The sequence below is a fragment of the Dickeya dadantii NCPPB 898 genome, assembly GCF_000406145.1.
Classification (GTDB): Bacteria; Pseudomonadota; Gammaproteobacteria; order Enterobacterales; family Enterobacteriaceae; genus Dickeya; species Dickeya dadantii.
Genome location: NZ_CM001976.1, coordinates 2,126,982 through 2,152,752 on the forward strand (window position 1 = coordinate 2,126,982; position 25,771 = coordinate 2,152,752).

The following is a 25,771-nucleotide window of genomic DNA, read 5'->3' on the forward strand; positions in this document are numbered from 1 at the left end:
GGGGACCGCTTATAACCTGACGGCGGGCGGGTAACGTGTGAAAACGCTGCCCGAATAGACCGTCAGGCGCGAATCTGGCACTTTCTTCTGATTTTAATTGTTTTACTTTGACAATCGGCTGCGCTTTTGCGAAAACATCCTTGGAAGAGGAAATATTTTGTATGTGAATAGTTAAATGCTCCGGCTTTTATGCGTTTGGGGTCTAGAGCGGCGGCGTTGTCTGCCGATGGATAACCGGCGTTTCACGAGGTTTCCGGGAGGCGCGGTCGGAACAGTTAATGAACACACTACAAAAGGCAGGGGTCTTCTTTAGGGGTGGCTCTGGTACATTGAGGTTGGTCAGAGACAGCGGTTAAACAGGGAAGGATGAAGAGAGACAATAAGAATGGTAGACACGAAAAAACGTCCGGGAAAAGATCTTGATCGTATCGATCGCAATATCCTGAACGAATTGCAAAAAGATGGACGTATCTCCAATGTGGAGCTTTCCAAGCGAGTCGGCCTTTCGCCAACTCCTTGTCTGGAGCGCGTTCGTCGTCTGGAACGACAGGGTTTTATCAATGGTTATACCGCGCTGCTGAACCCGCATTATCTGGATGCGTCATTGCTGGTGTTCGTCGAGATCACCCTCAACCGCGGCGCGCCGGATGTGTTTGAACAGTTCAACGCAGCCGTGCAGAAGCTTGAGGAAATTCAGGAGTGTCATCTGGTTTCCGGGGATTTTGACTATTTGCTCAAAACCCGCGTGCCGGATATGTCGGCATACCGTAAGTTGCTGGGAGAAACGCTGTTGCGTCTGCCGGGCGTAAACGATACCCGCACCTATGTGGTGATGGAAGAAGTGAAGCAAAGCAACCGGCTGGTCATCAAGACCCGCTGACGGCAAGGGTGCATAACCCGATAAATTCAGCTACACTCCTGTGAATATGTACAGTATGGCGCCGGGGAAGACTCGGCGCTTTATCATGAAACATTTACAGGGAACCTGGAGAGACGCTTGAGCCAGGAATATACAGAAGATAAAGACGTCACGCTGAAAAAACTCAGCGCGGGTCGACGTTTACTGGAAGCGATGTTAATCGTTGTGGTGCTTTTTGCCATTTATCTGGCGGTGGCGCTGCTGAGTTTCAGTCCCTCGGATCCTAGCTGGTCGCAAACCGCCTGGCATGAACCGATTCACAATCTGGGGGGCGGGGTAGGCGCCTGGCTGGCGGACACCCTGTTTTTCATTTTCGGCGTACTGGCATATGCCATTCCCGTGGTGATGGTGTCGTTGTGCTGGGTGATTCATCGCCAGCGCGGCCAACGCGCCACGCTGGATTACTTTACCCTTTCACTGCGCCTGATCGGCACGCTGGCCCTGATTCTGACCTCGTGCGGGCTGGCGGCGCTCAACGTGGATGACATCTACTATTTTGCCTCCGGCGGGGTGCTGGGCAGTTTGCTCAGTAGCTCGATGATTCCGCGCTTCAATAACATTGGCGGCACCATGATTCTGCTGTGCGTCTGGGCCGCCGGGCTGACGCTGTTCACCGGCTGGTCCTGGTTGACGATCGCAGAAAAACTCGGCGCCGGGGTGATGGGGTGTTTGACGCTGTTTTCCGGCCGTCGGCGTGAAGATGACTATCTTTACGACGATGACGACGAAGATATTGATGAATCACCGGCAGAGGCGCGAAAAGACGCCCATCGTACAGCCGCGCCTCACGAAACAGAACCCGCTGCTATATCGTCATCATCGTCATCGGCAGAGGAAGATGACGATGACGTGCTGTTTTCCGCCCCGGGCGTGACGGCGACGTCAGGCGCGGTTGCCGCCGCCGCATCAGTAGCCGCCGAGATGCCGACTGCAGACGAGGCGAGTGAGCGTGCATTTGCCACTGCGGCAGCGCCTGATGCGGAGCCGGTATTGAAGCCACATCCTGAACCGATAGCCGTTACGCCGTTCGCCGAGCCTGAATCCTATGTTCCGCCGGTTGCAACGCCTGCGCCTGAATTCAGACCGGGGGTTGATATCTCGGCGGTATCGCCGTTGACGCCGGCGTCCGCGGGAATCATGCCCGCGCCAGTTAACCTTGCTTCATCACTGTCTGAACCATTGCCTGACTGGCAACCGCTGACCGTGCAGGCTGACGATCGCATCGCCCGTACGGCTGCTGCGGCGGTCACGGCGGCGACGATCGTTTCGGGAAGCGCTGAAGCTGCCCCGGCACCGAAATCGGAATCGCAGAATGCGACGCTGTTCATGCCGGCGTTTACCACCGATGAAGACAACAACCCGCAGGTCAAGCGTGGTATGGGGCCGGAATTGCCGCGACCAAATCCGGTGCGTATTCCCACCCGCCGTGAACTGGCATCGTACGGGATCAAACTGCCTTCGCAGCGACTGGCCGAACAGCAGGCCCGTGAGGCGGAGCAACAGGCGCAGTCCACCCACGTTGAGCAAACCGGCGCGTTGACGCCATTTGCCGCGCACGCGCCTTTGCCGGACGACGAGACCGCGCAGACGGCGCTGCCTGAGGATGAGCAAGATGCGTTGATACAAGACGCGGCGTTGCGGCAGGCGTTTGCCGACCAGCAACGCGAACGCTACGGCGAGAGCTATCCCGATCATGAAGAAGATGAGGAAACGCTGTTGCAGGCACAGCTGGCGCGTGATTTTGCCGACATGCAGCGTTCCCGCTACGCAGAAGAGCGTGAGCTGGATACGAAGCAGGATGAGCCGGCGATTTTTGCGGCTGAACCGCCCGCGCTGACGCCCGCTGTTGCAGAAACCAGACAGCCTGACCTGAAGCCTAAAACCGAGTCCCCGCTGGACAGCGCCTTCGCCATTTCGCCCTTTGCCGATCTGGTGGATGACGGTCCGGTAGAGCCGCTGTTTACGCTGCCGCCGCAGGAAAGTTTCCCGGATGAACCGCGGTACGTTCAATCGTCTGCGTTGCAGACCGTCGCACCGATTGAATATGAAGCGGAAGCCGAATCGCCGTCGTCAATTATGGACAGCCTGATTCACCCGTTCCTGATGCGTAATGATCAGCCGTTGCATAAACCGACGACGCCATTGCCGTCGCTGGACCTGCTGACGCCGCCTTCCATGAACGACGCGCCGGTGGACCGTGACGCGCTGGATGACATGGCGCGCCTGATCGAAACCCGGCTGGCGGATTACCGCGTCAAAGCCACGGTGGTGGATTACCACCCGGGGCCGGTGATCACGCGATTTGAGCTGGATCTGGCACCGGGCGTCAAGGCGGCCCGCATCTCCAATCTGGCCAGAGATCTGGCGCGTTCATTGTCGGTCGTGGCGGTGCGTATTGTTGAGGTTATCCCCGGCAAACCCTACGTCGGTCTTGAGCTGCCAAATCGTCATCGCCAGACGGTATTCCTGCGGGAAGTGCTGGATTGCGACCGATTCCGCGACAACGCTTCGCCGCTGGCGATAGTGCTCGGTAAGGACATTTCCGGGCAGCCGGTGGTGGCCGATCTGGCGAAAATGCCGCACCTGCTGGTGGCGGGTACCACCGGTTCCGGTAAGTCGGTCGGCGTCAACGCCATGATTATCAGCATGCTGTACAAGGCGACGCCGGCGGATGTGCGTTTCATTATGATCGACCCGAAAATGCTGGAACTGTCGGTGTATGAGGGGATTCCGCATCTGCTTACCGAAGTCGTGACGGACATGAAAGACGCCGCCAATGCTTTGCGCTGGTGTGTGGGGGAGATGGAGCGTCGCTACAAGCTGATGTCGGCGCTTGGCGTGCGTAACCTCAGCGGTTATAACGAGCGCGTGATGCAGGCGGAAGCGATGGGACGTCCGGTGCCTGATCCGTTCTGGAAGCCGGGTGACAGCATGGATACTCAGCCGCCGGTATTGGAAAAGCTGCCGTATATCGTGGTGATGGTGGACGAGTTCGCCGACCTGATGATGGCGGTGGGCAAAAAAGTGGAAGAGCTGATCGCTCGTCTGGCTCAGAAGGCGCGCGCCGCCGGGATTCATCTGGTGCTGGCGACGCAGCGCCCGTCGGTGGATGTCATTACTGGCCTTATCAAGGCCAATATTCCTACCCGTATCGCTTTTACCGTATCAAGCAAGATCGACTCACGCACTATCCTCGATCAGGGCGGTGCGGAGTCGCTGCTTGGGATGGGGGATATGCTGTACATGGCGCCTAACTCCTCAATTCCGATTCGTGTTCACGGCGCGTTCGTACGCGATCAGGAAGTGCATGCCGTGGTACAGGACTGGAAGGCGCGCGGTCGTCCGGAGTATATCGATAACATTATCAGCGGCGATGACGACGGCGAGGGCGGCAGCCTTGGCTTTGATGGCGACGAAGATCTGGATCCGCTGTTTGATCAGGCGGTGGCTTTTGTGGTGGAAAAACGTCGCGCTTCGATTTCCGGGGTGCAGCGTCAGTTCCGCATCGGCTATAACCGCGCGGCCCGCATTGTCGAGCAGATGGAGATGCAGGGCATTGTCAGCGCTCCTGGCCATAACGGCAATCGCGAGGTGCTGGCGCCGCCGCCGATGGAGTAATGTTCGGCGCGGTGTATGTCCCTGCAAAGAAGCGTAAAAATATTGGATAACAGACAATTCGCCTGTCATGCCATGCCCGGCTGGGCTACATTAGCGTTCAACTGAAGCAGCGTTTAACTGAAGTAGCGTTCAACTGAAATCGGCTCCCGTCGGGAGCCGCGATGCGGTAAGAGCACGCAAAGGATTTTTTGTATGATAAGAACAGGATTGATAGCTGGTTGTTTACTGACCAGCCTGGTTTCCGGCGTAGTCTATGCCGATGCGGCCGGTGATTTACAGAGTCGTTTGAGTAAAGTGAACAGCTTCCACGCCAGCTTCACGCAAAAAGTCACCGCCAATGATGGTGCTGCGGTGCAGGAAGGCGCTGGTGAACTGTGGGTAAAACGCCCGAATCTGTTTAACTGGAAAACTACCTCACCGGACGAAAGTACGCTGGTGTCCGATGGTAAAACACTGTGGTTTTATAACCCGTTCGTCGAACAGGTGACGGCAACCTGGGTGAAGGATGCGACTGGCAATACGCCGTTCATTCTGATTACCCGCAACGATCCGAAAGACTGGGGTAAATACAATGTGAGCCAGAAAGGGGATGACTTCGACCTGACTCCCCGCGCGGCTAACGGCAATCTGAAACAGTTTTCCATCAACGTGAGCAGCGACGGCACGATCCATGGATTTACCGCCACCGAACAGGATGGGCAGCGCAGCGCCTATACGCTGAAGAATCAGCAAAATGGCGAGGCGGATGCCGCGAAGTTCCGCTTTACGCCGCCGAAAGGCGTAGCGGTGGACGACCAGCGTCAGTGAGGCGTGTGTGAGCAACCTGTCACTCGATTTTTCCAGTAATCAGTTCCAGCCGCTGGCCGCGCGGATGAGGCCGGCCAAGCTGGCGCAATATATCGGTCAACAGCATCTGTTGGGGCCTGGCAAACCGCTGCCGCGCGCGATTGAAGCGGGGCAACTTCACTCCATGATTCTGTGGGGGCCGCCGGGGACTGGAAAAACGACGCTGGCCGAGTTGATTGGTCGTTACGGGCAGGCCGATGTGGAGCGGATTTCCGCCGTGACCTCCGGCATCAAGGAAATTCGCGAGGCGATTGAGCGTGCGCGCCAGAACCGGGATGCCGGGCGCCGTACCATCCTGTTTGTGGACGAAGTGCATCGCTTCAATAAAAGCCAGCAGGACGCCTTTCTGCCGCACATTGAAGACGGCACCATCACCTTTATTGGCGCCACCACTGAGAACCCGTCGTTTGAACTGAACTCGGCGCTGTTGTCCCGTGCTCGTGTCTATCTGCTTAAGGCGCTGAGCGCCGACGATATCGAGCAGGTGCTGGATCAGGCGTTGCAGGACAAGGAACGGGGGCTGGGCGGGCAGCAGATTGTTCTGCCGGACGACACCCGCCGCCTGCTGGCTGAGCTGGTAAACGGCGATGCCCGGCGCTCGCTGAATCTACTGGAAATGATGGCCGATATGGCGGAAGTGGACGCCAGCGGCCAACGCGTATTGACATCGGCCTTGCTGAAGGAAGTATCCGGTGAACGTAGCGCCCGTTTCGACAACAAAGGCGATCGCTATTACGACCTGATTTCCGCGCTGCATAAATCGGTGCGCGGTTCGGCGCCGGATGCCGCCTTGTACTGGTATGCCCGTATCATCACCGCCGGTGGCGATCCTTTGTATGTCGCGCGGCGTTTGCTGGCTATCGCGTCTGAAGATGTGGGCAACGCCGATCCACGGGCGATGCAGGTAGCGATTGCCGCCTGGGATTGTTTCACCCGCGTCGGTCCGGCGGAGGGAGAGCGCGCCATCGCTCAGGCGATAGTCTATCTGGCGTGTGCGCCGAAGAGTAATGCGGTGTATACCGCGTTTAAATCGGCGATGCATGATGCCCGCGAGAAGCCGGATTACGACGTGCCGGAGCACTTGCGCAATGCGCCAACCCGCCTGATGAAAGAGATGGGGCTGGGCGCCGAATATCGCTATGCGCATGATGAAGATAACGCTTACGCCGCCGGTGAAGTGTATTTCCCGCCTGAAATGGCAGAAACGCACTACTATCAGCCGACTTCGCGGGGTTTGGAAGCCAAGATTGGCGAAAAGCTGGCCTGGCTCGCTGCTCAGGATCAAAATAGCCCGACAAAACGCTACCGCTAGCATTAACGTTGCGGTAAGGTTATTCCGAGATTTTCTGCTGCACGGCGCCGCTGTCGGCGCCCTGTAATTATCAATATCCCCTTAATAATACAAGCACAGGACTAGCATGCTCGATCCCAATTTACTGCGTAATGAGCTAGACGCAGTTGCCGAAAAATTACTGGCTCGCCGAAATTTTAAACTGGATGTGGAAGCGCTGCGTACGCTGGAAGAACGCCGTAAAGTGCTTCAGGTTGAAACAGAAAATTTGCAGGCAGAACGTAACTCCCGATCGAAAGAGATCGGAGCGGCTAAATCGCGTGGGGAAGACATTGAACCGTTGCGACGCGACGTAAATGAATTGGGCGAGAAACTGGACGCAGCCAAAGCTGAATTGCAGCAGGTGCTGAATGACATTGAAACGATTTCCCTGATGATTCCCAACATGCCGGATGATTGTGTCCCGCCTGGTAAAGATGATTCGGAAAATCAGGAAGTGATGCGCTGGGGCGAACCGCGTCAGTTTGACTTTCCGGTGCGCGACCATGTGGATTTAGGGGAACTGACCGGTGGCCTGAGCATGGCGCTTGGGGTAAAACTGACCGGTGCCCGTTTCTCGGTGATGAAAGGTCAGGTTGCCCGCCTGCATCGCGCACTGGCGCAGTTCATGCTCAACCTGCATACCGCCGAGCATGGCTATGAGGAAGCGTATGTTCCTTATCTGGTCAACCATGCCACGCTGTATGGCACGGGGCAGTTACCTAAGTTTAAAGAGGATTTGTTCCATACCCGCCCGCTGGAAGAAGAAGCGGAAAGCAGTAACTACGCGTTGATTCCTACCGCGGAAGTGCCGTTAACCAATCTGGTGCGTGACGAAATTCTGGATGAAGAGTCGCTGCCGATCAAACTGACCGCACACACGCCGTGTTTCCGCTCTGAGGCCGGGTCGTATGGTCGGGATATGCGCGGTCTGATACGTGTACACCAGTTTGATAAGGTGGAAATGGTGCAGATCGTCCGTCCGGAGGATTCCATGCAGGCGCTGGAGGAATTAACCAGCCATGCGGAGAAAGTGCTGCAACTGCTGAAACTGCCGTATCGCAAGGTGCTGCTGTGCAGCGGCGACATGGGGTTTGGCGCCTGCAAAACCTACGATTTAGAAGTCTGGCTGCCGGCGCAAAATACCTACCGTGAAATCTCTTCCTGCTCTAACTGTGGGGATTTTCAGGCGCGTCGCATGCTGGCGCGCTGTCGCAGCAAGGGTGATAAGAAAACCCGTTTGGTGCACACCCTGAACGGTTCCGGTCTGGCGGTCGGGCGCGCGTTGGTCGCGGTGCTGGAAAACTACCAGCAGGCTGATGGCCGAATTGAAGTGCCGGAAGTGCTGCGCCCGTATATGAATGGCCTGCAGTTTATCGGGTAACGCCATCAACCTCGACAGCGTTTACTCTCTCGTTAAAGCGTCCTTCGGGGCGCTTTTTTTATGGCTGAAATCACACCTCGCCGCGGTCATAGCGCGCGGAATTGTCTGATTCCGCGCGGATATCGGTATGGATAAGAGGATTCAGGCATCCTCTTATGGAGCGCCGGCTCGCAGGGTTCTAAGTTTTTTGTCGTTGCACTGGCCGGAGCTGACTCAACTGAGGAAAGAACGGGTGGTGGCAGGATGAGAGCAAGGGGGGAAACCTCCTGAAGACAGAGTCAACGAGGTGATTTATGCCAAGACATATCGTTAGCCTGACCGGGCGGTTGCTAGGCGCTTTACTCTATTACGCGCCGGATGATGAACACAACGTAGCGTGTATTGAACGCCTGAGACATCAGATGTGGCAACAGACATGGCCGTGTGGAAACCGGGCTGATATTGCCATTGCCGCCCGGCAAATTCAGCTTGGCTTGCAGCCGGGCTACGATGAAACGTTGTCGGTGGCCTGGCGGCGATTATTCAACAGCGGCGAGGGCGTGCCGGCGCCGCCCTGGGGGTCGGTATACCTTGACCGGCAAAACGTGTTGTTTGGTGATTCGACACTGGCGTTGCGCCGCTGGTTGCGAGAGCTGGGGATAGAGCCGCGTTGCGATCGGCACGAGCCGGAGGACCATATTGGCCTGATGCTGATGCTGGCAGCGTGGTGTGCGGAGAATCAGCCGGACAGCCTGTCGGAATTGCTTACCGAGCATTTGCTTCCCTGGGCGATGCGCTATCTGGATTTGCTGGAGTGTCACTGTCGTCACCCGTTTTATCAGGGCGTGGCGCGGTTAACCCGCATCACGCTGCAGGATTGGCAGGCACGCTTCCAGCTAATCCAGATGGAAAAAGCATTGTTTTATTGAATAGCGTTGTTATCGAACGGTGTTTTTGGAGTGGGTTGTGCTTGATTGAATGTTGTCTTTACAGCCTGCTGGCAATACCGTCGGTACAATGTCTGATGGCGAGTCGGCGTCTGGTTTGCAGAAATACACGGCTCGCTGCGCATCCCATGACGAATAGGGACAGTCACGGTATGTCGCTGTTAACCGTAGCGGGCGGCGCGCTGCCAGGCAGGCCGCGCCCGCATCGCTTCGAGTAAGCGCCAGAGATTGGCGTGTGACGGGGTGAGCCAGCCGCGCTGGGCGGCAATATCCAGTGGGAATCCCATCATGATGTCCGCGGCTGAAAACGCATCGCCTGCCAGCCAGGGAAATTTTCCGACTTCCTGTTCCAAAAATCCATAGTGCAGATTGAGTTGGGTGCTGACCATGCCGCGAATCGGCCAGCCAAAAGGTCCCATTTTGTGAGCGACCAGTTTCAGCAGCATGGCCGACATCAGCGAACCTTCAGCGTAGTGCATCCAGTAGCGATAGCGCCAGATGTTTGGGCTGTCGCTCGGCGGAGCCAGCTGCGGGCCAAATGTGGCCACCAAATATTCCAGGATTAAACCGGTTTCCGCCAGCACCTGACCATCGTGTTCAACTACCGGCGCTTTCCCCAGCGGATGAATATCCCGCAAGGCATGTGGGGCGCGCAGGGTGGCTTTGTTGCGCTGATAATTGATGACGTCGTAAGGGACATCCAGCTCTTCCAGTAGCCATAAAACCCGCTGTGAGCGGGAGCCATTCAAATGATGAACACGAATCATGGGGAACGTCCTGTCGGCAGGGGGGAAATACTGCGATGTCACACCGCGGGCGGCGACAAAAAGAGAGGACTAAAACCCATTTTCTTTCTGCCGTGTGGCTGTATTTTTTTGCCAGCGGTACAGGCAACCCGCTGTTTCCAATCGCGTGGTCGTGGTGGAAAAGCGGGTTGGGCGCAGCTTACTGATTGTCTGCCACCAGTTTTACCAGGTAGTCATGCCAGTCGTCAGGGCGACCCAGCCAGGGAGCAATATTCAGCGTGGTGAAGATATCGTCTACCGCGAAGACCAGCGTCGGAAAACCCGCACCGCCCGACTGGGTAAGCCATTGGCGGCTCTCTTCGATATGTTTGCGAGTCGGCAGACCGCGCCAGTGGGTACACGCGTTTTCGAAATCGTCCAGCGACAGACCGATTTCTACCGCCATTTTCATCAGGACAGGAGGGTCGGAGATGCGCAGACCCTCGACATAGTGGGCGCGTTGCAGGCGTTCAAGCAGGTCGAGTCCCCGGCCGCCCAGTTCCTCCGCCGCCAGAATCGCTGTCGTTGGCGGTTCAGAGTCCAGCGTTGCCGTCACGTCCCAGAGCAGGCCGTTGAAATAGCCATCGCCAAACGGTTGACCGCTCATCTGGGCAATGCGGCGGTCATGCGGTTGAACATAATCCCGCCATTCCGGGGTAATGCGGCGTCGGTTCGGTCCGGTCATCATGCCGCCGGCGTGCAGCACAACAGGCAACCCTTCGATTTTACGGGCTGCATGGATTAACGGCGCTGCGGCGTAACACCAACCGCACAGCGGGTCGAAGATGTAGTGTAGCCTGTTCATTCATACGCTCCGTATGTTGCCCGGGGTGTCGGGCACATCAGAAAAGGGAAAGAGACTGGTTATCGCGCCACGCGCCTTTCCGAGAGAGTGTGGGAATGGCAGCCCGTTATTATCGCCGTGTGGCGCTCTGCCTTAATTATTGTCTATTTCCTGAGAGTTAGCAGGCGATGACGTAATTTTCTGCACCCGTTCTGCGATCAGGGATCGCAAACCTGAAAGAAAAGTGACCCGCCCCGAGCCAGAGGCGAACCGCTGACGGTCGCCTCTGGTTTTTGCCTGTTGGTTCTCAGGGCCACTGCATCTCGCCTTTGATGACCTTGGCGCCCAGCTCCAGCGAGGCGGCCTCGCCGAGGTCCGGGTAGGCGCGTTTCATCGCTTCGACCAGCGCTGTACTGTTGGCCGATGATGGGACGTTTTTCTCGAAGGTCTTCAGGTACTGGCGGGTAAATTTCACATTTTTCGGCGACCAGGGCGCGGAGCCGTCTTTATTCGGCAGATAGTGGCTCGGCACTACGGTAGTCGGTTTAAGCTTATCGATCGCGTCCAGATCCGCCAGCCAGTGTTGACGCGAGGTAACCGTCTGGGTATCCGCTGCCCATACATGGATATTCGCCGCGGTATGCACGCCGCCGACGACGGCTTTCAGCGAAGGAATCCAGACGAAAGTGCGGTCCGGCGTTGCGCCTTTCAGGCCAACGATGTCAATCGCGTTGCCTTCGAGTGTCAAATGGTCCGCGTTTAGTGCCTGCGGCACCACGACCTGTTTTGGCGCGTTCTCTTTCAGAATCGGTCCCCAGTAAGCCACCTTTTTGTCCCTGGTGGCGTTGATGGCGGAGATGGTCTGCGGCGTAGCGACGATCTGCGCGGTAGGGAATGCGGCTTTCAGCACATCCAGTCCGAAATAAAAATCCGGATCACTGTGGCTGATATAGATGGTTCTCAGGTTCTTTCCGGTGGCGCGGATTTTTTCCACCAGCTTTTCGGCATCGTTACGCTGGAACTGGGCGTCGATCAGCAAGGCATCATGTTCACCGGTAATGATTTCAGACGATACCGGGAAGACTGATTTTTCACCGGGGTTGTAAACCTCCATCTTCAGGGCAGCGGAGGCGGAAAACGCCATGGAAGCGAATAGGGTGGCGAGCAGGGTTTGTTTTAACATGGTAATACACCTTTCTGAATAAGATGGCGTCATGGTAAATTTCATTTTAGTAAAGAAAAACTCTGTCTGCCGGACAGCTTTGTTGCATAAAACGGACGAATGATGGATAGAATTACCGCTGCGCAGGTCTTTGTCGCCATAACCGAGCAGGGTAGCCTAACGGGGGCGGCGCAGGCGCTGGAGATGTCGCGCGCCATGGTGACGCGCTATCTGGCCGAAATGGAACGCTGGGCTGAAGCCCGATTATTACATCGCAGCACCCGGCAACTGAGCCTGACCAGCGAGGGTGAGGCGGTATTGCGGCACTGCCGTGAATTGATTGCGGTGTCGCAAAAACTGGAGATGCCTTCCCGCGGTAGAAAGGAACCCTCCGGGCTAATGCGATTGACCTGCTCCCCGTCACTGGCGCAAACGACGCTGGTGGCGGCGATCACCACCTATCTGCGGCGTTATCCCAAGACGGCCGTTGACCTGCAGGTGGCGAGTCAGACCCTGAATCTGATCGAGGAGCGTATCGATCTGGCGATTCGCATTACCAGCCAATTGGACTCGGGGCTCATCGCCCGCCGGCTGGGGGGATGCCCGTCGGTGGTGTGCGCGGCGCCATCCTATCTGGCCGAACATGGCACGCCGCAGCGTGTGGAGGATCTGGCGGTGCATAACTGCCTGACCTATTCCTTTTTTGGCAAGAGCCTGTGGCGTTTTACCCGCAAAGTTGAGGCCGTGGCGATACCGGTCAGCGGCAGTTTCAGCGCCAATGACTCGCTGATGTTGCTGGAGGCGGCGTTGAATGGCGCAGGCGTAAGTCTGCAACCGGTTTATTCCGTCACGGATCTGATCGCCAGCAAGCGGCTTATTGCCCTGTTTCCCGAAGTACAACCACAGGAACTGGACATTTATGCGGTTTATCACTCCCGTGAACGTATGCCGTCCGCACTGCGGGCATTGGTGGATTTTCTGGCGGAATGGTTCGATAGCAACCTGGAATGGAAACGGGTTTCTCGCCGCTGAAACGAACCTGTATCGACAGATGAGCAAATTGTGCGGCAGCGGATAACAAGGCGATTGACTTTGCCATTGCCAGTGGCATGATGCGCGCAAAATATCCTCTCTTTCCGGTTTGTCTCTCCATGTCAACCTATACGCGCCCGGTGTTACTGCTGCTCTGCGGGCTGTTGCTGCTTACTGTTTGTCTGGCCGTTTTGAATACGCTGGTGCCGTTATGGCTCAATGATCGTCAATTGCCGGTCTGGCAGGTCGGCGTGGTAGGTTCGGCCTATTTTAGCGGCAACTTGCTGGGAACGCTGGTGGCTGGCGGGTTGATTCGGCTCTATGGTTTTAACCGCAGTTATTATCTGGCTACCCTGATGTTTGGGCTGGCGACCGCAGCGCTGGCGTTGTCGCCGGATGTCGGGAGCTGGATGCTGTGGCGCTTTGTCGCCGGTGTCGCTTGCGCGCTGATTTGGGTGATAGTGGAAAGCGCGCTGTTGTGCAGTGGTAATGCGCTCAACCGGGGGCAACTGCTGGCTGCTTACATGATGGCCTACTATCTGGGCAGCGTAGTAGGGCAACTGCTGTTGGGGATGGTGCCAACCGCATTATTCAGCATTTTGCCCTGGCTGGTGGCGTTGACGCTGCTGGCGGTGCTGCCGCTGTTGTTTGCCCGCATTCCGCCGCCGCAGCCCGTCACTCAGCGCGTCAATGTCTGGCGCATGTTGCGTTATCGTACCGCCCGACTAGGCATTCAGGGATGCGTGATTTCCGGGATCATTCTTGGCTCCTTGTATGGCTTGATGCCGCTATATCTGGCCCATCAGGGCATGAGCGATGCTAACGTCGGCTACTGGATGGCGTTATTGATCAGCGCCGGCATCCTCGGGCAGTGGCCGGTCGGGCGGATGGCGGATCGTTATGGGCGATTATCGGTACTGCGGGTGCTGGTTTTCGCCGTCATTCTCGGCTCGCTGGTCATGCTGGCTCCGGGGCGATACAGCATGGCTCCGTCGCTGTTTCTGCTCGGCGCCGCCGGGTTCACGTTATATCCGGTGGCGATGTCGTGGGCGTGTGAAAAGGTGGCGCCCAGCGAGCTGGTAGCCATGAATCAGGCGTTGTTGCTCAGTTATACCATCGGCAGCCTGTGTGGCCCGAGCCTGGCGGCAATGCTGATGCAGACTTATTCCGACCAGTTGTTGTTCGTACTTATTGCGGCGGTATCGCTGGGATACCTGATCATATTGATGAAGAAAGCCGATCATCATCCCCGGCCGCTGGCGGTGTGAGCGCGTGATTTCAGGTCCGACTACTTCATGACTGGCGACGACGGCCGGTCAGGGAAAGTTGCCCGGCCTCAACGATATTGTTCCACAATACTTCGGCGACCGGGCTCAGCCGCTGTTTGGCATTGCGGACCAGATAAAAAATACTGCTGAGTTGCAGGCTATCCGGCGCGATGGCGGTCAGTTTCCCCTCCTGTACCCAGCGAGAAGCGTAGTGGTCCGGCAGAAAACCTACATGGGTGCCGGCCAGAATCAGTAGCATGCAACCTTCCTCGTTACAGACTATGCTCTGTTGCCCCTGTTTGGCTACTGGCCCCAGCTGTTTGCAGACTTCACTTATGGGGTAACCGCTAATCAGCAGCCGTTTCGGGTTCAGAGTGCCGTTGCGCCACTCTTGTTCGATGCGTTCGGCGTGTTCAACGGCGGCGTAAAATGAACTGTGCTCAATAAATGCGGGCTGGAAGAAAAGATCCGGCGGCGCATCGGCCGGCAGAACCGTTAATACCACATCCAGCTCGCTGTTGCGCAGTCGTTCCATCAGGGCATGATGGTCGCTGATGCTCAGGTTCATTGAGACATCGGGACTTAGCTCGAACAGGCGGCGAATTGCCAGCGCAACGGCTTGATCCGGATGAGAAACGATATTATCCAGACAACCAATCCGCACCTCGCCTATCAGTTCATGTTTGATGCGGGCCAGACGGTTGGCGAAGTCATCCAGCGTGGCAATCACCGATCGCGCTTCCTGATAGACCACTTCACCTTCGGTAGTTAGCGAGAAACCACCGCGGCCGCGTTCACACAAAATCAACCCCAACGTGTCTTCCAGCCGGGAAAGGTAGTGGCTTAGTACCGGCTGGCTCAGCCCGGTGGCGTCTTGTGCGTTGGTGATGCCTTTTTTCTCAACAATTTTGCAGAATAGTTTCAGCCAGCGAATTTCCAGTTTGTCGAGCCGCATAATGAATGTGCCCCTGAACACATAGCCATTTTAACTGTTAGCATTGAAATAAATCGATTTTATTCAATGTATTTTCCCTTTATGGTACGCGCAAGCCGCTCGATTTGGGCGGTATTCGCACTGCAATAATGTGGCTTATGCACGACACCTAGGTTCTTTTTCAGTATGCCGCATCGGGCTGGGTATACTATTGCCTGCCATATAATATCTATGATTATTTGTTTCTCCGCCGTGAGTTTGCTTCTGATTGTTGCGGGAAGAAAAAAGCACGACAAAACAAGGTTACAGTAAAGCAAGGCCAGTCATTCCACGCGAGCGATGAACATAAAACACTGTGCCTCAAAAGGCGTGGAATTTCAGACATACTATCTCGCTGATTGTGGCGCGTGGTAAGCATGGATATTTTAGAAAGGCGGCTTGGTCACGAGTTATCGGCCGATATTTGGCGGGTAGATTGCAGGGTGTCGATGATCAACGCCAGCCGGTGATCGTTTGCGGCTGACGTTAACGCTGGCTGGCGAAAAAATAGCTTCGGTAGAGAGGCGCATTCGGCGCTGATTCAACCGGCGCCATTCTTCACCGAGGACAGGGGGGGTTAGTACACCACTTTGTGACCATAACTGGTCAGAATAGACTTGATGCGGTCCATGGTGTCTGCTTTGGGCGGTTTGACGCCGTCCAGCTTGTACTCCTCGCCCATAGCCGTCCACTTGTGTTTGCCCAGTTCGTGGTAAGGCAACAGCTCGATTTTTTCAATGTTGTGCATGTCTTTAGTGAACTCCCCCAACTGGTGAGCGGAAGCGTCGTCATCGCTCCAGCCGGGGACCACCACATAGCGAATCCAGGTTCTCTGGTTACGCTTGGCAAGATAACGGGCAAAATCCAGCGTACGGTGATTAGATACCCCGACCAGATTTTGGTGCACCTCATCGTTGAGTTGCTTAAGGTCAAGCATCACCAAATCCGTCACGTCCAGCAGTTCGTCAATAACCGGGTCGTAACGGCGGACAAAACCGTTGGTGTCCAGACAGGTATTAATACCTTGCTCGTGACAGGCGCGGAACCAGTCACGAACGAATTCTGCCTGCAGAATGGCCTCGCCGCCGGATGCCGTTACGCCGCCGCCGGACGCATTCATAAAATGGCGATAGGTCACCACTTCCTTCATCAATTCTTCTACGGTAACTTCCTTGCCGCCATGGGTATCCCAGGTGTCGCGGTTGTGGCAGTAGAGGCAACGCATCAGGCAACCCTGAAAAAAAGTGATAAAGCGAATACCGGGACCGTCTACGGTACCGCAGGATTCGAAAGAGTGAATGCGACCAATAACTGACATGCAAGGTTTCTCCAGGTTGGGCCGAGAAATAGCGGCCTTCGTGAGCGCAGTAGCGGAGCTGCGGCGCGGACGGCCACAGCATTCGCTCTGCGTCGAATCTGTTTTGTCAGCCCGCCAGCCGGGATTCGGTAGCCGGCTGACAAAACAGGTTCTGATTATTCCGGCGGGAGTGGTGAAAAAATTTCCGGGAGAAATTTTTAACGCCGCTTGCGGCGGCCCACAAGGGAGACGGGCAGGATACCCGCTATAAAAAGGCCCCACCGATGTGGAGCCTTTAGTTTACGCCTTTTCAGACAGACATGTAATTACATAGACTGAGTGAAAGTACGGGTAATGACGTCCTGCTGCTGTTCTTTGGTCAGCGAGTTGAAGCGAACGGCATAACCGGATACACGGATGGTCAACTGCGGATATTTTTCCGGGTTTTCCATCGCATCCAGCAGCATTTCACGGTTCATCACGTTGACGTTCAGGTGTTGACCGCCTTCGATGCTGGCTTCGTGGTGGAAGTAACCATCCATCAGGCCTGCCAGGTTGGTTTTACGCACGTCGTCGTCTTTACCCAACGCGTTAGGCACAATCGAGAAGGTGTAGGAAATACCGTCTTTCGCGTAGGCGAACGGCAGTTTAGCCACAGAAGTCAGAGAAGCGACAGCGCCTTTCTGGTCACGACCGTGCATCGGGTTGGCACCCGGTCCGAACGGCGCACCAGCGCGACGACCATCCGGGGTATTACCGGTTTTCTTACCGTATACCACGTTGGAGGTGATGGTCAGTACGGACTGAGTCGGCGTAGCACCACGGTAGGTATTCAGTTTCTGAATTTTCTTCATGAAACGTTCAACCAGGTCGCAAGCCAGGTCATCAACGCGCGAGTCGTTGTTACCGAACTGCGGGTATTCGCCTTCGATATCGAAGTCGATAGCCAGACCGTTTTCGTCACGAACCGGTTTCACTTTGGCATACTTGATAGCGGACAGGGAGTCAGCCGCTACGGACAGCCCGGCGATACCGCACGCCATGGTACGGAACACGTCACGATCGTGCAGCGCCATCAGTGAAGCTTCATAGCTGTACTTGTCGTGCATGTAGTGAATGATGTTCAGCGCGGTGACATACTGCTTAGCCAGCCAGTCCATGAAGTGATCCATACGATCCATCACTTCGTCAAAGTGCAGCACGTCGCCTTTGATCGGTTCGGATTTCGGACCCACCTGCATTTTCAGTTTTTCGTCCACGCCGCCGTTGATGGCGTACAGCATGGTTTTCGCCAGGTTAGCGCGGGCGCCGAAGAACTGCATTTGTTTACCGACTACCATCGGGCTGACGCAACAGGCGATCGCGTAATCGTCGTTGTTGAAGTCCGGACGCATCAGGTCATCGTTCTCATACTGCAGAGAAGAGGTGTCGATAGACACTTTAGCGGCGAATTTCTTGAAGTTCAGCGGCAGTTTTTCAGACCACAGAATGGTCATGTTCGGTTCCGGAGACGGCCCCATGGTGTACAGGGTGTTCAGGAAACGGAAGCTGTTTTTAGTAACCAGCGTGCGGCCGTCCAGACCCATACCCGCCAGAGACTCGGTTGCCCAGATCGGGTCGCCGGAGAACAGTTCATCGTATTCCGGGGTACGCAGGAAACGCACCATACGCAGTTTCATCACCAGATGGTCGATCAGTTCCTGAGCGTCCTGTTCGGTGATTTTGCCTGCTTTCAGGTCACGTTCGATGAAGATATCCAGGAAGGTGGAGACACGACCGAAGGACATGGCGGCGCCGTTCTGAGATTTCACCGCAGCCAGATAGCCGAAGTAAGTCCACTGAACCGCTTCTTTGGCGTTAGTTGCCGGGCCGGCGATATCGCAGCCATACTTCGCTGCCATCTCTTTGATTTGCGACAGAGCGTGGTGCTGGTCAGCGATTTCTTCACGCAGGCGGATAGTCGCTTCCAGATCTTCACCGTTTTCCAGTTTGGACTGCAGGGAAGTGAACTGGGCGAATTTGTCCGCCATCAGGTAGTCGATACCGTACAGAGCAACGCGACGGTAGTCGCCGATGATACGGCCACGGCCGTAAGCGTCCGGCAGACCGGTCAGTACGCCGGATTTACGGCAGCGCAGGATATCCGGTGTATAAACATCGAATACACCCTGGTTATGGGTTTTACGGTATTCGGTGAAGATTTTTTTCAGTTGCGGATCCAGTTCACGGCCATAAACCTTACAGGAGCCTTCAACCATTTTGATACCGCCGAACGGAATCAGCGCACGTTTCAATGGCGCATCGGTCTGCAGACCGACGATTTGTTCCAGTTTCTGGTTGATATAACCGGCATCATGAGAGGTAATGGTGGCCGCTACATTGGTATCGAAGTCAACCGGCGCGTGAGTGCGGTTTTCCTGTTTGATGCCTTCCATAACGGCATCCCACAGTTTAGTCGTTGCCGGGGTAGCACCAGCCAAAAAGGATTCATCACCTTCATACGGCGCATAGTTTTTCTGAATGAAGTCACGTACGTTGACGCCATTCTGCCATTCGCCTTTGCTAAAACCTTCCCAAGCCTGGGCGAGTTTCTGATTAAGTTCGGTCATATTACACCTACCTTTGATTTGGATTTTTATAACCCGACGTTGCGGCCGACAGCAGCTTAGTGCTGATCTCCACCGCGCAAATAGATGACCCAGTAAGTCAACCCTACCAGCAATCCACCGCCAATGATGTTGCCGATCGTGACAGGAATCAGGTTATCGACAATAAAGTTGCTGACGGTTAAGTGCTCAAACTGGCCCGGCGTCATGCTGACAGCATGCCAGAATGCATCCGGAGCGAAGTCCTTAATTATAATTCCCATTGGAATCATGAACATGTTGGCGATACTGTGCTCGAAGCCGCTGGCGACGAACATAGCGACCGGGAGGATCATGGCCAGCATTTTGTCAGTCAGAGTATGACCAGAGTAGCTCATCCAGACCGCCAGACAGACCATCAGGTTCGCCAGTATCCCGAGGCACAACGCTTCAACAAACGTATGCTCCAGCTTGTGGTTAGCCGTTTGCAGTACATTCAGCCCCCAGGCCCCATTCGCCACCATGTATTCACCGGAAAACCAGATCAGCGCCACAAAAAATAAGGCTCCGATCAGATTGCCGAAATAAACGTTGAGCCAGTTTAACCCTAACTGTTTCCAGGTAATACGGCCGCTGGCCTTGGCAATCACGGTAAGCACGGTAGAGGTAAACAGATCTGCGCCGCAGACAACCACCAGCATCAACCCCATAGAGAAGCAGATGCCTCCTACCAGTTTAGCCATACCATACGGCATGGATGAAGAACCTGTGGTGGCGGTGATATAAAAAACGAATGCAGCTGAGATGAACACGCCGGCGGTGATCGCCAGAAAAAACGCAGTAAGCGGTTGTTTTGTTGCTTTATAGACACCGGCATCTTCAGCGACTTTCGCCATCGCCGGCGGTAATAACAGGGTGAAGGGGTTGTCAGCTTTCACACTAACTCTCTCTTAAAATTTATCTACGGTGAGATACTAACAAAGGGTTATTCGGCATAATTTGACGTGGATCATACCGCTGGAATTTATTAGGCTGATCAGGAGCGGGTTTATAGGGTGTTTTTGATTTAAATTTTTGATTTATATTAAAAAATATTTTTTAAAAATTACAAAAACAGTTGAATTGAGGGGCGAGATTTACCTATTTAGCGTTAAATAAAATAAGTTTTTGTAGTGATTCTATACGTGAGTTTTATATTATTTAATTTGCCATTTACTATTTGGTAACAATGAGGCTTTTATAAAAATATATATTACGTAGCGATACCCTATATCCATATAAAAATAAGGGAATTGGCGAGGCTTCGAATAACATCAATCTGGCTGTTTAATGGTAATGCTGTGAAAAAACAGATAGGGAATGCAGCCTTTGCCTGGGCGGCAGGACTGACCGGATGACGAAAGATCATCCGGTCGTCTACAGTTCAGGCTTATTTTACCTGCCAGTGCTGGCGCTTAGCGCGTTGCAATTTCTCATAAGCAGCCAGCAACGACTGGTGGGCCGGCAGTGCTTTCAGGTCGGCATCGATGGTGAACAGGCCGTAAAAGCACTGCTCGCCGGCAATGGCGGCGCTTGCTGCGCCGACGGCGTCCTGCCCGTACATGCGTACGAACGCATCGTAGTACTGGGCGGGATCGCGTTCCGGCTCCAGTGCCAGTTGCAGCAGCGTTTGCAGACAACGGTAATAATTGCTGCGCGCCGGCGCAAAGACCGACTGATTGAAATCCAGTGACCATTCCGCCCAGCTCAATGCCTGCTCCAGGTCTCCGCCTGCCAGGGCCAGCATGGATTTCAGTTCGCCAACACGCAGTGTGAACCAGCCGTTGTCTTTGCCGGTCGCTATTCCTAACAGTTCGCGTACGCGGGTAAAGTCATCCAGTCCTTCGTCGTCCAGTTGTTGCAACAGGGCCAGATAATCCGCTTTTTCCCATTGGCTGTCTGGCAAGGACAGCAGGGTTTCGCGCAGATGCGCACCCATGCTGTTATTCGCCAGCAACAGGTCTTCCGCCGGGTAGATGTCCGACATACCCGGAACCAGAATACGGCAGGCGTAAACCGACAGATGTTCGTAATCCGCGATATATACCTCTTTGTCTTCTTTATTGAAGATCGCCATCAGCGTTGCGAACTCCTGCTCGGTGGTGCCGCTGAAGTTCCAGTCGGCGAACGCATAGTCTGCCTGATTTTTAAACAGATCCCAGGAAATCAGACCGCTGGAATCGATAAAGTGAGTTTCCAGATTGGTGTGCTCCGCCACTTCCTCATCATCGAAGGTTGGCGGCGTAAACACGTCCAGGTCTTTCAGCCCCCGGCCTTGCAGTAATTCGGTGACGGTTCGCTCCAGCGCCACACCGAAATCCGGATGGGCGCCAAACGAGGCAAAGCAGGTGCCATTGGCCGGGTTGAACAGCACAACGCAGATCACCGGGTACTGGCCGCCGAGAGAGGCGTCGTAGGCGAAAATCGGGAAACCTTCCTGCTCAAGCGTGGCAATGGCTTCCACCACGCCTGGATAACGTGACAGCACCTCGGCCGGAATCGCCGGCAGGCTAATCGCTTCGGCGATAATACGATTCTTCACATAACGTTCGAATACTTCAGACAAGCCCTGAACCCGCGCTTCATTACGGGTATTGCCGGCGGACATGCCGTTCGACACATACAGGTTGCCGACGATGTTCATCGGGATATAAACCGTCTGCTGGTCGGACTGACGGGTAAACGGCAGGGCGCAGATACCGCGGTGGTGATTGCCTGATTGCAGGTCCACCAGATCGCTGGCGATCAACTGCTGCTCCGGGTCATAAAAGGCGTGCAGACGTGCATCCAGAATGCCTTCCGGCAGGCTGTCGTCCTCGGGAAGCGGGAACCACTTCTCGTCAGGGTAATGCACGAAGTCACCTTCAGCGATCTGCTGGCCCAGATAGAAATCGGCAAAAAAGTAGTTGGTGGACAGACGTTCGAAGTACTCGCCCAGCGCGGAAGCCAGCGCGGCTTTCCGGGTCGCGCCCTTGCCATTGGTGAAGCACAGAGCGCAGTCGCGGTCACGAATATGTACCGACCAGACGTTGGGCACCGGATTCAGCCAGGAGGCTTCTTCGATGTTGAACCCCAGGTTGAGGAGCTGCTGTTGAAAACGGGCGATGGAATCTTCCAGGGCGGCGTCTTTGCCTGGGATAAACGTTTGGGTCATGGTTCGAACCTGAATGTGTGATGAGAAGGCTGCATCATACGTGGTTTTGTGTGCTGACTCTATCCTGCATGTTGCGTATTGCGCGGCGCGTTCCGACGACGATGTAACAGATGTATCGCCGGGGACGATAACAGGCGAACCAGTGCGCAAGTTTTCGGACATCAGGGGCAATAAGCGTTGCAGGCAGGAAAAACGAGTGATAAAACCGATAGCAGGGTAAACTGATGCGACTTAGACAGGTCGCTATTTATAGGTGGTGAGGGGAAATGACTCAGGTTTTTAATTTTAGTGCCGGTCCGGCCATGTTACCGGTAGAAGTGTTGCGTCGTGCAGAGCAGGAACTGTGCAACTGGCATGGGCTGGGTACATCGGTAATGGAGATCAGCCACCGCAGTAAAGAGTTCATGCAAGTGGCCGGCGAGTCTGAGCAGGATTTGCGTGATTTACTGAAAATCCCCTCGAATTATAAAGTGCTATTCTGTCATGGCGGTGCGCGTGCGCAGTTTGCGGCGGTTCCGCTCAACCTGCTGGGCGATAGCACCAAAGCCGACTATATCGATGGCGGCTACTGGGCGCACAGCTCGGTCAAGGAAGCTGAAAAATACCTTACCCCTAACGTCATTGACGTGAAAACCCGCGTTGACGGTTTGCGCGGCGTGCAACCGATGCGTGAGTGGGCGCTGTCGGATGACGCCGCCTATGTCCATTATTGCCCGAATGAAACCATTGACGGCCTGGCGATTGAAGAAACGCCGGATTTCGGCGACAAAATCGTAGTAGCGGATTACTCATCCAGCATCCTTTCCCGCCCGCTGGATGTCAGTCGCTATGGCGTGATTTACGCCGGTGCGCAGAAAAACGTAGGGCCAGCCGGTCTGACACTGGTTATCGTGCGTGAAGACCTGCTCGGCAAGGCGCGCCGTGAACTGCCGTCGATTCTGGATTACAAAACCCTGGCTGATAACGATTCCATGTTCAACACGCCGCCGACCTTTGCCTGGTATCTGTCCGGTATGGTGTTCAAGTGGTTGAAAGAGCAGGGCGGCCTGCTGGAGATGGAAAAACGTAATCAGGCCAAAGCCGATCTGTTGTATGCCGCGATCGACGGCAGTGATTTCTATCGTAACGATGTGGTGCGGGCCAACCGTTCCCGTATGAACGTGCCGTTCCAGTTGGCTGATGCCGCCCTGGATCCGGTGTTCCTGCAGGAAGCCCAGGCTGCCGGTTTGCACGCGCTGAAAGGCCACCGTGTCGTAGGCGGTATGCGTGCGTCCATCTACAATGCTATGCCGCTGGATGGCGTAAAAGCGCTGACGGAATTCATGGTCGACTTTGAGCGTCGCCACGGCTGATAAATATAGCGCGATAACGTGCTGCTTCTGATTTTAAACCCCGGTTATCTGGCCGGGGTTTTTGTGTTAACTCTTGGAGAACATGTTTCACATGCAGGAATCCCTGACCCTACAACCGATTTCATTGATTAACGGCACGATCAATCTGCCGGGTTCCAAAAGTGTTTCCAACCGTGCGTTGTTGCTGGCGGCATTGGCAAGAGGCACCACTCGCCTGACCAACCTGCTGGACAGCGACGATGTCCGTCATATGCTCAATGCGCTGAGCGCGCTGGGTGTTGAATATCGCCTGTCGGACAGCCGCACAGAGTGCGAAATCGTCGGGGTGGGGGGCGCATTAACGGCGTCTACGCCGTTGGAACTGTTTTTAGGGAATGCCGGGACGGCGATGCGCCCGCTGGCCGCCGCGCTGTGCCTGACTGATGGCGATATCGTGTTGACCGGCGAACCGCGTATGAAAGAACGTCCGATTGGTCACCTGGTGGATGCGTTGCGGCAGGGGGGCGCGCGTATCGACTATCTGGAGCAGGAAAATTATCCGCCGTTGCGCCTGCAAGGGGGCTTTATAGGTGGAGATATCAGTGTAGATGGTTCGGTATCCAGCCAGTTTCTCACTGCGCTGCTAATGACGGCGCCGCTGGCTGTGCAGGATACGCGCATCAGCATTAAAGGCGATCTGGTTTCCAAACCTTATATCGACATCACCCTGCATATGATGGAAACCTTCGGCATCACGGTGATCAATAACGATTACCAGACTTTCGTGGTCGCCGGTAATCAGCATTATCAGTCGCCTGGGCACTATCTGGTGGAGGGCGACGCCTCGTCCGCATCTTATTTTCTGGCGGCAGCGGCTATTCGGGGGGGAACGGTACGTGTGACCGGCGTCGGCCGTCATAGCGTGCAGGGCGATATCCGTTTCGCCGACGTGCTGGAGAAAATGGGCGCGGAGATCCGCTGGGGTGACGACTATATCGAATGTCAGCGCGGTAATCTCCACGCCATCGATATGGACATGAACCATATCCCCGACGCGGCAATGACCATCGCCACTGCCGCGCTGTTTGCCGAGGGTGGGACGACGACGCTGCGTAACATCTATAACTGGCGCGTGAAAGAAACCGATCGTCTGGCAGCTATGGCGACGGAACTGCGCAAGGTCGGCGCCGAGGTGGAAGAAGGGCATGATTACATCCGCATTACGCCGCCAACGCAGCTGAAAGCCGCTGAAATCGGCACTTACAATGACCACCGTATGGCGATGTGCTTCTCGCTGGTGGCGTTGTCTGACACGCCGGTCACCATTCTCGACCCTAAATGTACCGCCAAAACGTTCCCGGATTACTTCCTGCAACTGGAGCGTCTGAGTCAGCACGGCTGATTTTTGATACGGCTAATGTTCTGACTCTGTTGATGTTCTGACGCGCAGGTCCGCGATATGGCTCTGTGCGTCAACATTTAGCGTTATACTCTGAGTATCACAATATTTGCCCGATCTTCTTGCAGTAATAAGTCTTTAATTTCACGCTTGCTGCCACGGCGGGGTATAATGACTTATTGTATTGTCTGCAATGACATGCGATTTCCCTGTTTGGTAAGGAGTAAGAGATGGCGGTGACTGCACCGGTAATTACGGTTGACGGGCCAGGAGGTGCGGGCAAGGGAACCCTGTGCAAGGCGCTGGCTAACGCGCTGCAGTGGAATCTGTTGGATTCAGGCGCGATTTATCGTGTGCTGGCGTTGGCAGCATTGCATCATCAGGTGGATATTGCCTCCGAAGAGGCGCTGGTGCCGATAGCGTCGCATCTGGATGTGCGGTTTGTGCCGGAAAACGGGCAACTGAAAGTTATCCTGGAAGGCGAAGATGTCAGCAATGAGATTCGTACTCAGGAAGTGGGCAATACGGCGTCTCAGGCGGCCGTATTTCCGCGGGTGCGTGAGGCGCTGTTGCGTCGTCAGCGAGCGTTTCGCGAAATGCCGGGGCTGATTGCCGATGGCCGCGATATGGGAACGGTGGTGTTCCCTGACGCGCCAGTGAAAATTTTCCTGGATGCCAGTGCGGAAGAACGCGCTAAACGTCGCATGCTCCAGTTGCAGGCGAAAGGCTTTAATGTTAACTTTGAACGTCTTTTGTCCGAGATTAAAGAGCGTGACGAGCGTGACCGCAATCGACCGGTTGCGCCGCTGGTGCCGGCACCGGAAGCACTGGTGTTGGATTCCACGCATATGACACTGGACGAAGTGGTCGGGCAGGCGTTGGCGTATGTGCGCCAGATATTGCCTCAACTGGCCTGATACTGTTTTTTTACCTCGCCGC

General features: G+C 55.3%; 19 protein-coding genes. 11 read left to right on the forward strand and 8 right to left on the reverse strand.

Features of this window, described 5'->3' with window-relative positions:
* Positions 1 to 385 precede the first annotated feature (385 nt).
* The 6 genes from lrp (at position 386) to dmsD (ending at position 9,005) form a co-directional block, all read left to right on the forward strand.
* Positions 386 to 880, forward strand: coding sequence for a leucine-responsive transcriptional regulator Lrp (lrp, locus tag DDA898_RS09850; RefSeq protein WP_010277211.1), 495 nt, complete (start codon positions 386 to 388; stop codon positions 878 to 880).
* 117 nt (positions 881 to 997) lie between these two features.
* Positions 998 to 4,537 (forward strand): DNA translocase FtsK, encoded by a 3,540-nt coding sequence (locus tag DDA898_RS09855; RefSeq protein WP_038911106.1) that lies wholly within the window; start codon positions 998 to 1,000, stop codon positions 4,535 to 4,537.
* A 192-nt stretch (positions 4,538 to 4,729) separates the two neighbouring features.
* Positions 4,730 to 5,344 carry an outer membrane lipoprotein periplasmic chaperone LolA gene (lolA, locus tag DDA898_RS09860; protein WP_107768277.1) on the forward strand — a complete coding sequence of 205 codons (615 nt, stop codon included), beginning with the start codon at positions 4,730 to 4,732 and terminating at the stop codon, positions 5,342 to 5,344.
* 7 nt (positions 5,345 to 5,351) lie between these two features.
* The gene (locus tag DDA898_RS09865) at positions 5,352 to 6,695 is read left to right on the forward strand and encodes a replication-associated recombination protein A (RefSeq protein WP_013317705.1); all 1,344 of its coding nucleotides are present in this window, start codon (positions 5,352 to 5,354) and stop codon (positions 6,693 to 6,695) included.
* A gap of 106 nt (positions 6,696 to 6,801) precedes the next feature.
* Positions 6,802 to 8,097: a serine--tRNA ligase gene (gene serS, locus DDA898_RS09870; protein WP_013317706.1), complete on the forward strand. Its 1,296-nt coding sequence runs from the start codon at positions 6,802 to 6,804 to the stop codon at positions 8,095 to 8,097.
* A gap of 293 nt (positions 8,098 to 8,390) precedes the next feature.
* Positions 8,391 to 9,005, forward strand: coding sequence for a Tat proofreading chaperone DmsD (gene dmsD, locus DDA898_RS09875; RefSeq protein WP_038901071.1), 615 nt, complete (start codon positions 8,391 to 8,393; stop codon positions 9,003 to 9,005).
* Between the two features lie 179 nt (positions 9,006 to 9,184).
* Here dmsD and DDA898_RS09880 read toward each other — a convergent pair whose 3' ends face one another.
* The 3 genes from DDA898_RS09880 to DDA898_RS09890 all read right to left on the reverse strand — a co-directional run bounded on the left by DDA898_RS09880 (position 9,185) and on the right by DDA898_RS09890 (position 11,775).
* On the reverse strand, positions 9,185 to 9,790 hold the full coding sequence (locus DDA898_RS09880; RefSeq protein WP_038911107.1) for a glutathione S-transferase family protein: 606 nt from the start codon (positions 9,788 to 9,790) through the stop codon (positions 9,185 to 9,187).
* A gap of 178 nt (positions 9,791 to 9,968) precedes the next feature.
* Positions 9,969 to 10,613 carry a DsbA family protein gene (locus tag DDA898_RS09885; RefSeq protein ID WP_013317709.1) on the reverse strand — a complete coding sequence of 215 codons (645 nt, stop codon included), beginning with the start codon at positions 10,611 to 10,613 and terminating at the stop codon, positions 9,969 to 9,971.
* 286 nt (positions 10,614 to 10,899) lie between these two features.
* Entirely contained in the window at positions 10,900 to 11,775 is an 876-nt protein-coding gene (locus DDA898_RS09890) for an MBL fold metallo-hydrolase (RefSeq protein WP_038911108.1), read from the reverse strand.
* A 102-nt stretch (positions 11,776 to 11,877) separates the two neighbouring features.
* On the opposite strand from DDA898_RS09890, the gene DDA898_RS09895 reads away from it, so the two are divergent.
* Together DDA898_RS09895 and DDA898_RS09900 are read left to right on the forward strand one after the other, a co-directional pair.
* On the forward strand, positions 11,878 to 12,786 hold the full coding sequence (locus DDA898_RS09895; RefSeq protein ID WP_038911109.1) for a LysR family transcriptional regulator: 909 nt from the start codon (positions 11,878 to 11,880) through the stop codon (positions 12,784 to 12,786).
* A gap of 119 nt (positions 12,787 to 12,905) precedes the next feature.
* Entirely contained in the window at positions 12,906 to 14,054 is a 1,149-nt protein-coding gene (locus DDA898_RS09900; protein WP_038911110.1) for an MFS transporter, read from the forward strand.
* Positions 14,055 to 14,079: 25 nt separating this feature from the next.
* On the opposite strand, the gene DDA898_RS09905 is transcribed toward DDA898_RS09900, so the two are convergent.
* The 5 genes from DDA898_RS09905 to ycaO all read right to left on the reverse strand — a co-directional run bounded on the left by DDA898_RS09905 (position 14,080) and on the right by ycaO (position 22,102).
* The gene (locus DDA898_RS09905) at positions 14,080 to 15,009 is read right to left on the reverse strand and encodes a LysR family transcriptional regulator (RefSeq protein WP_038911111.1); all 930 of its coding nucleotides are present in this window, start codon (positions 15,007 to 15,009) and stop codon (positions 14,080 to 14,082) included.
* Positions 15,010 to 15,604: 595 nt separating this feature from the next.
* Positions 15,605 to 16,345: a pyruvate formate lyase 1-activating protein gene (gene pflA / locus DDA898_RS09910; protein ID WP_013317715.1), complete on the reverse strand. Its 741-nt coding sequence runs from the start codon at positions 16,343 to 16,345 to the stop codon at positions 15,605 to 15,607.
* Positions 16,346 to 16,650: 305 nt separating this feature from the next.
* The gene (gene pflB / locus DDA898_RS09915) at positions 16,651 to 18,933 is read right to left on the reverse strand and encodes a formate C-acetyltransferase (RefSeq protein WP_013317716.1); all 2,283 of its coding nucleotides are present in this window, start codon (positions 18,931 to 18,933) and stop codon (positions 16,651 to 16,653) included.
* A 56-nt stretch (positions 18,934 to 18,989) separates the two neighbouring features.
* Complete coding sequence (gene focA / locus DDA898_RS09920; protein WP_038911112.1) at positions 18,990 to 19,847, reverse strand: formate transporter FocA; 858 nt, start codon at positions 19,845 to 19,847, stop codon at positions 18,990 to 18,992.
* Positions 19,848 to 20,338: 491 nt separating this feature from the next.
* Complete coding sequence (gene ycaO / locus DDA898_RS09925; RefSeq protein ID WP_013317718.1) at positions 20,339 to 22,102, reverse strand: 30S ribosomal protein S12 methylthiotransferase accessory factor YcaO; 1,764 nt, start codon at positions 22,100 to 22,102, stop codon at positions 20,339 to 20,341.
* Positions 22,103 to 22,368: 266 nt separating this feature from the next.
* Here ycaO and serC point away from each other — a divergent pair, with 266 nt between their 5' ends.
* From serC to cmk, 3 genes are all read left to right on the forward strand, one after another.
* On the forward strand, positions 22,369 to 23,454 hold the full coding sequence (gene serC, locus DDA898_RS09930) for a 3-phosphoserine/phosphohydroxythreonine transaminase (protein WP_038911113.1): 1,086 nt from the start codon (positions 22,369 to 22,371) through the stop codon (positions 23,452 to 23,454).
* A 91-nt stretch (positions 23,455 to 23,545) separates the two neighbouring features.
* Positions 23,546 to 24,835, forward strand: a complete 1,290-nt coding sequence (gene aroA, locus DDA898_RS09935) for a 3-phosphoshikimate 1-carboxyvinyltransferase (protein ID WP_038912525.1) — start codon at positions 23,546 to 23,548, stop codon at positions 24,833 to 24,835.
* Positions 24,836 to 25,062: 227 nt separating this feature from the next.
* Positions 25,063 to 25,749 carry a (d)CMP kinase gene (cmk, locus tag DDA898_RS09940; RefSeq protein WP_013317721.1) on the forward strand — a complete coding sequence of 229 codons (687 nt, stop codon included), beginning with the start codon at positions 25,063 to 25,065 and terminating at the stop codon, positions 25,747 to 25,749.
* Positions 25,750 to 25,771: the final 22 nt, after the last annotated feature.

Excerpts from the sequence above, each read along its gene's own strand:
- pflA (WP_013317715.1), bottom strand. The coding sequence starts at position 16,345 with ATGTCAGTTATTGGTCGCATTCACTCTTTCGAATCCTGCGGTACCGTA.
- ycaO (WP_013317718.1), bottom strand. The coding sequence starts at position 22,102 with ATGACCCAAACGTTTATCCCAGGCAAAGACGCCGCCCTGGAAGATTCC.
- aroA (WP_038912525.1), top strand. The coding sequence starts at position 23,546 with ATGCAGGAATCCCTGACCCTACAACCGATTTCATTGATTAACGGCACG.
- DDA898_RS09900 (WP_038911110.1), top strand. The coding sequence starts at position 12,906 with ATGTCAACCTATACGCGCCCGGTGTTACTGCTGCTCTGCGGGCTGTTG.
- dmsD (WP_038901071.1), top strand. The coding sequence starts at position 8,391 with ATGCCAAGACATATCGTTAGCCTGACCGGGCGGTTGCTAGGCGCTTTA.
- DDA898_RS09885 (WP_013317709.1), bottom strand. The coding sequence starts at position 10,613 with ATGAACAGGCTACACTACATCTTCGACCCGCTGTGCGGTTGGTGTTAC.
- lolA (WP_107768277.1), top strand. The coding sequence starts at position 4,730 with ATGATAAGAACAGGATTGATAGCTGGTTGTTTACTGACCAGCCTGGTT.
- DDA898_RS09890 (WP_038911108.1), bottom strand. The coding sequence starts at position 11,775 with ATGTTAAAACAAACCCTGCTCGCCACCCTATTCGCTTCCATGGCGTTT.
- serC (WP_038911113.1), top strand. The coding sequence starts at position 22,369 with ATGACTCAGGTTTTTAATTTTAGTGCCGGTCCGGCCATGTTACCGGTA.
- DDA898_RS09905 (WP_038911111.1), bottom strand. The coding sequence starts at position 15,009 with ATGCGGCTCGACAAACTGGAAATTCGCTGGCTGAAACTATTCTGCAAA.
- cmk (WP_013317721.1), top strand. The coding sequence starts at position 25,063 with ATGGCGGTGACTGCACCGGTAATTACGGTTGACGGGCCAGGAGGTGCG.
- lrp (WP_010277211.1), top strand. The coding sequence starts at position 386 with ATGGTAGACACGAAAAAACGTCCGGGAAAAGATCTTGATCGTATCGAT.
- serS (WP_013317706.1), top strand. The coding sequence starts at position 6,802 with ATGCTCGATCCCAATTTACTGCGTAATGAGCTAGACGCAGTTGCCGAA.
- DDA898_RS09895 (WP_038911109.1), top strand. The coding sequence starts at position 11,878 with ATGGATAGAATTACCGCTGCGCAGGTCTTTGTCGCCATAACCGAGCAG.
- pflB (WP_013317716.1), bottom strand. The coding sequence starts at position 18,933 with ATGACCGAACTTAATCAGAAACTCGCCCAGGCTTGGGAAGGTTTTAGC.
- DDA898_RS09880 (WP_038911107.1), bottom strand. The coding sequence starts at position 9,790 with ATGATTCGTGTTCATCATTTGAATGGCTCCCGCTCACAGCGGGTTTTA.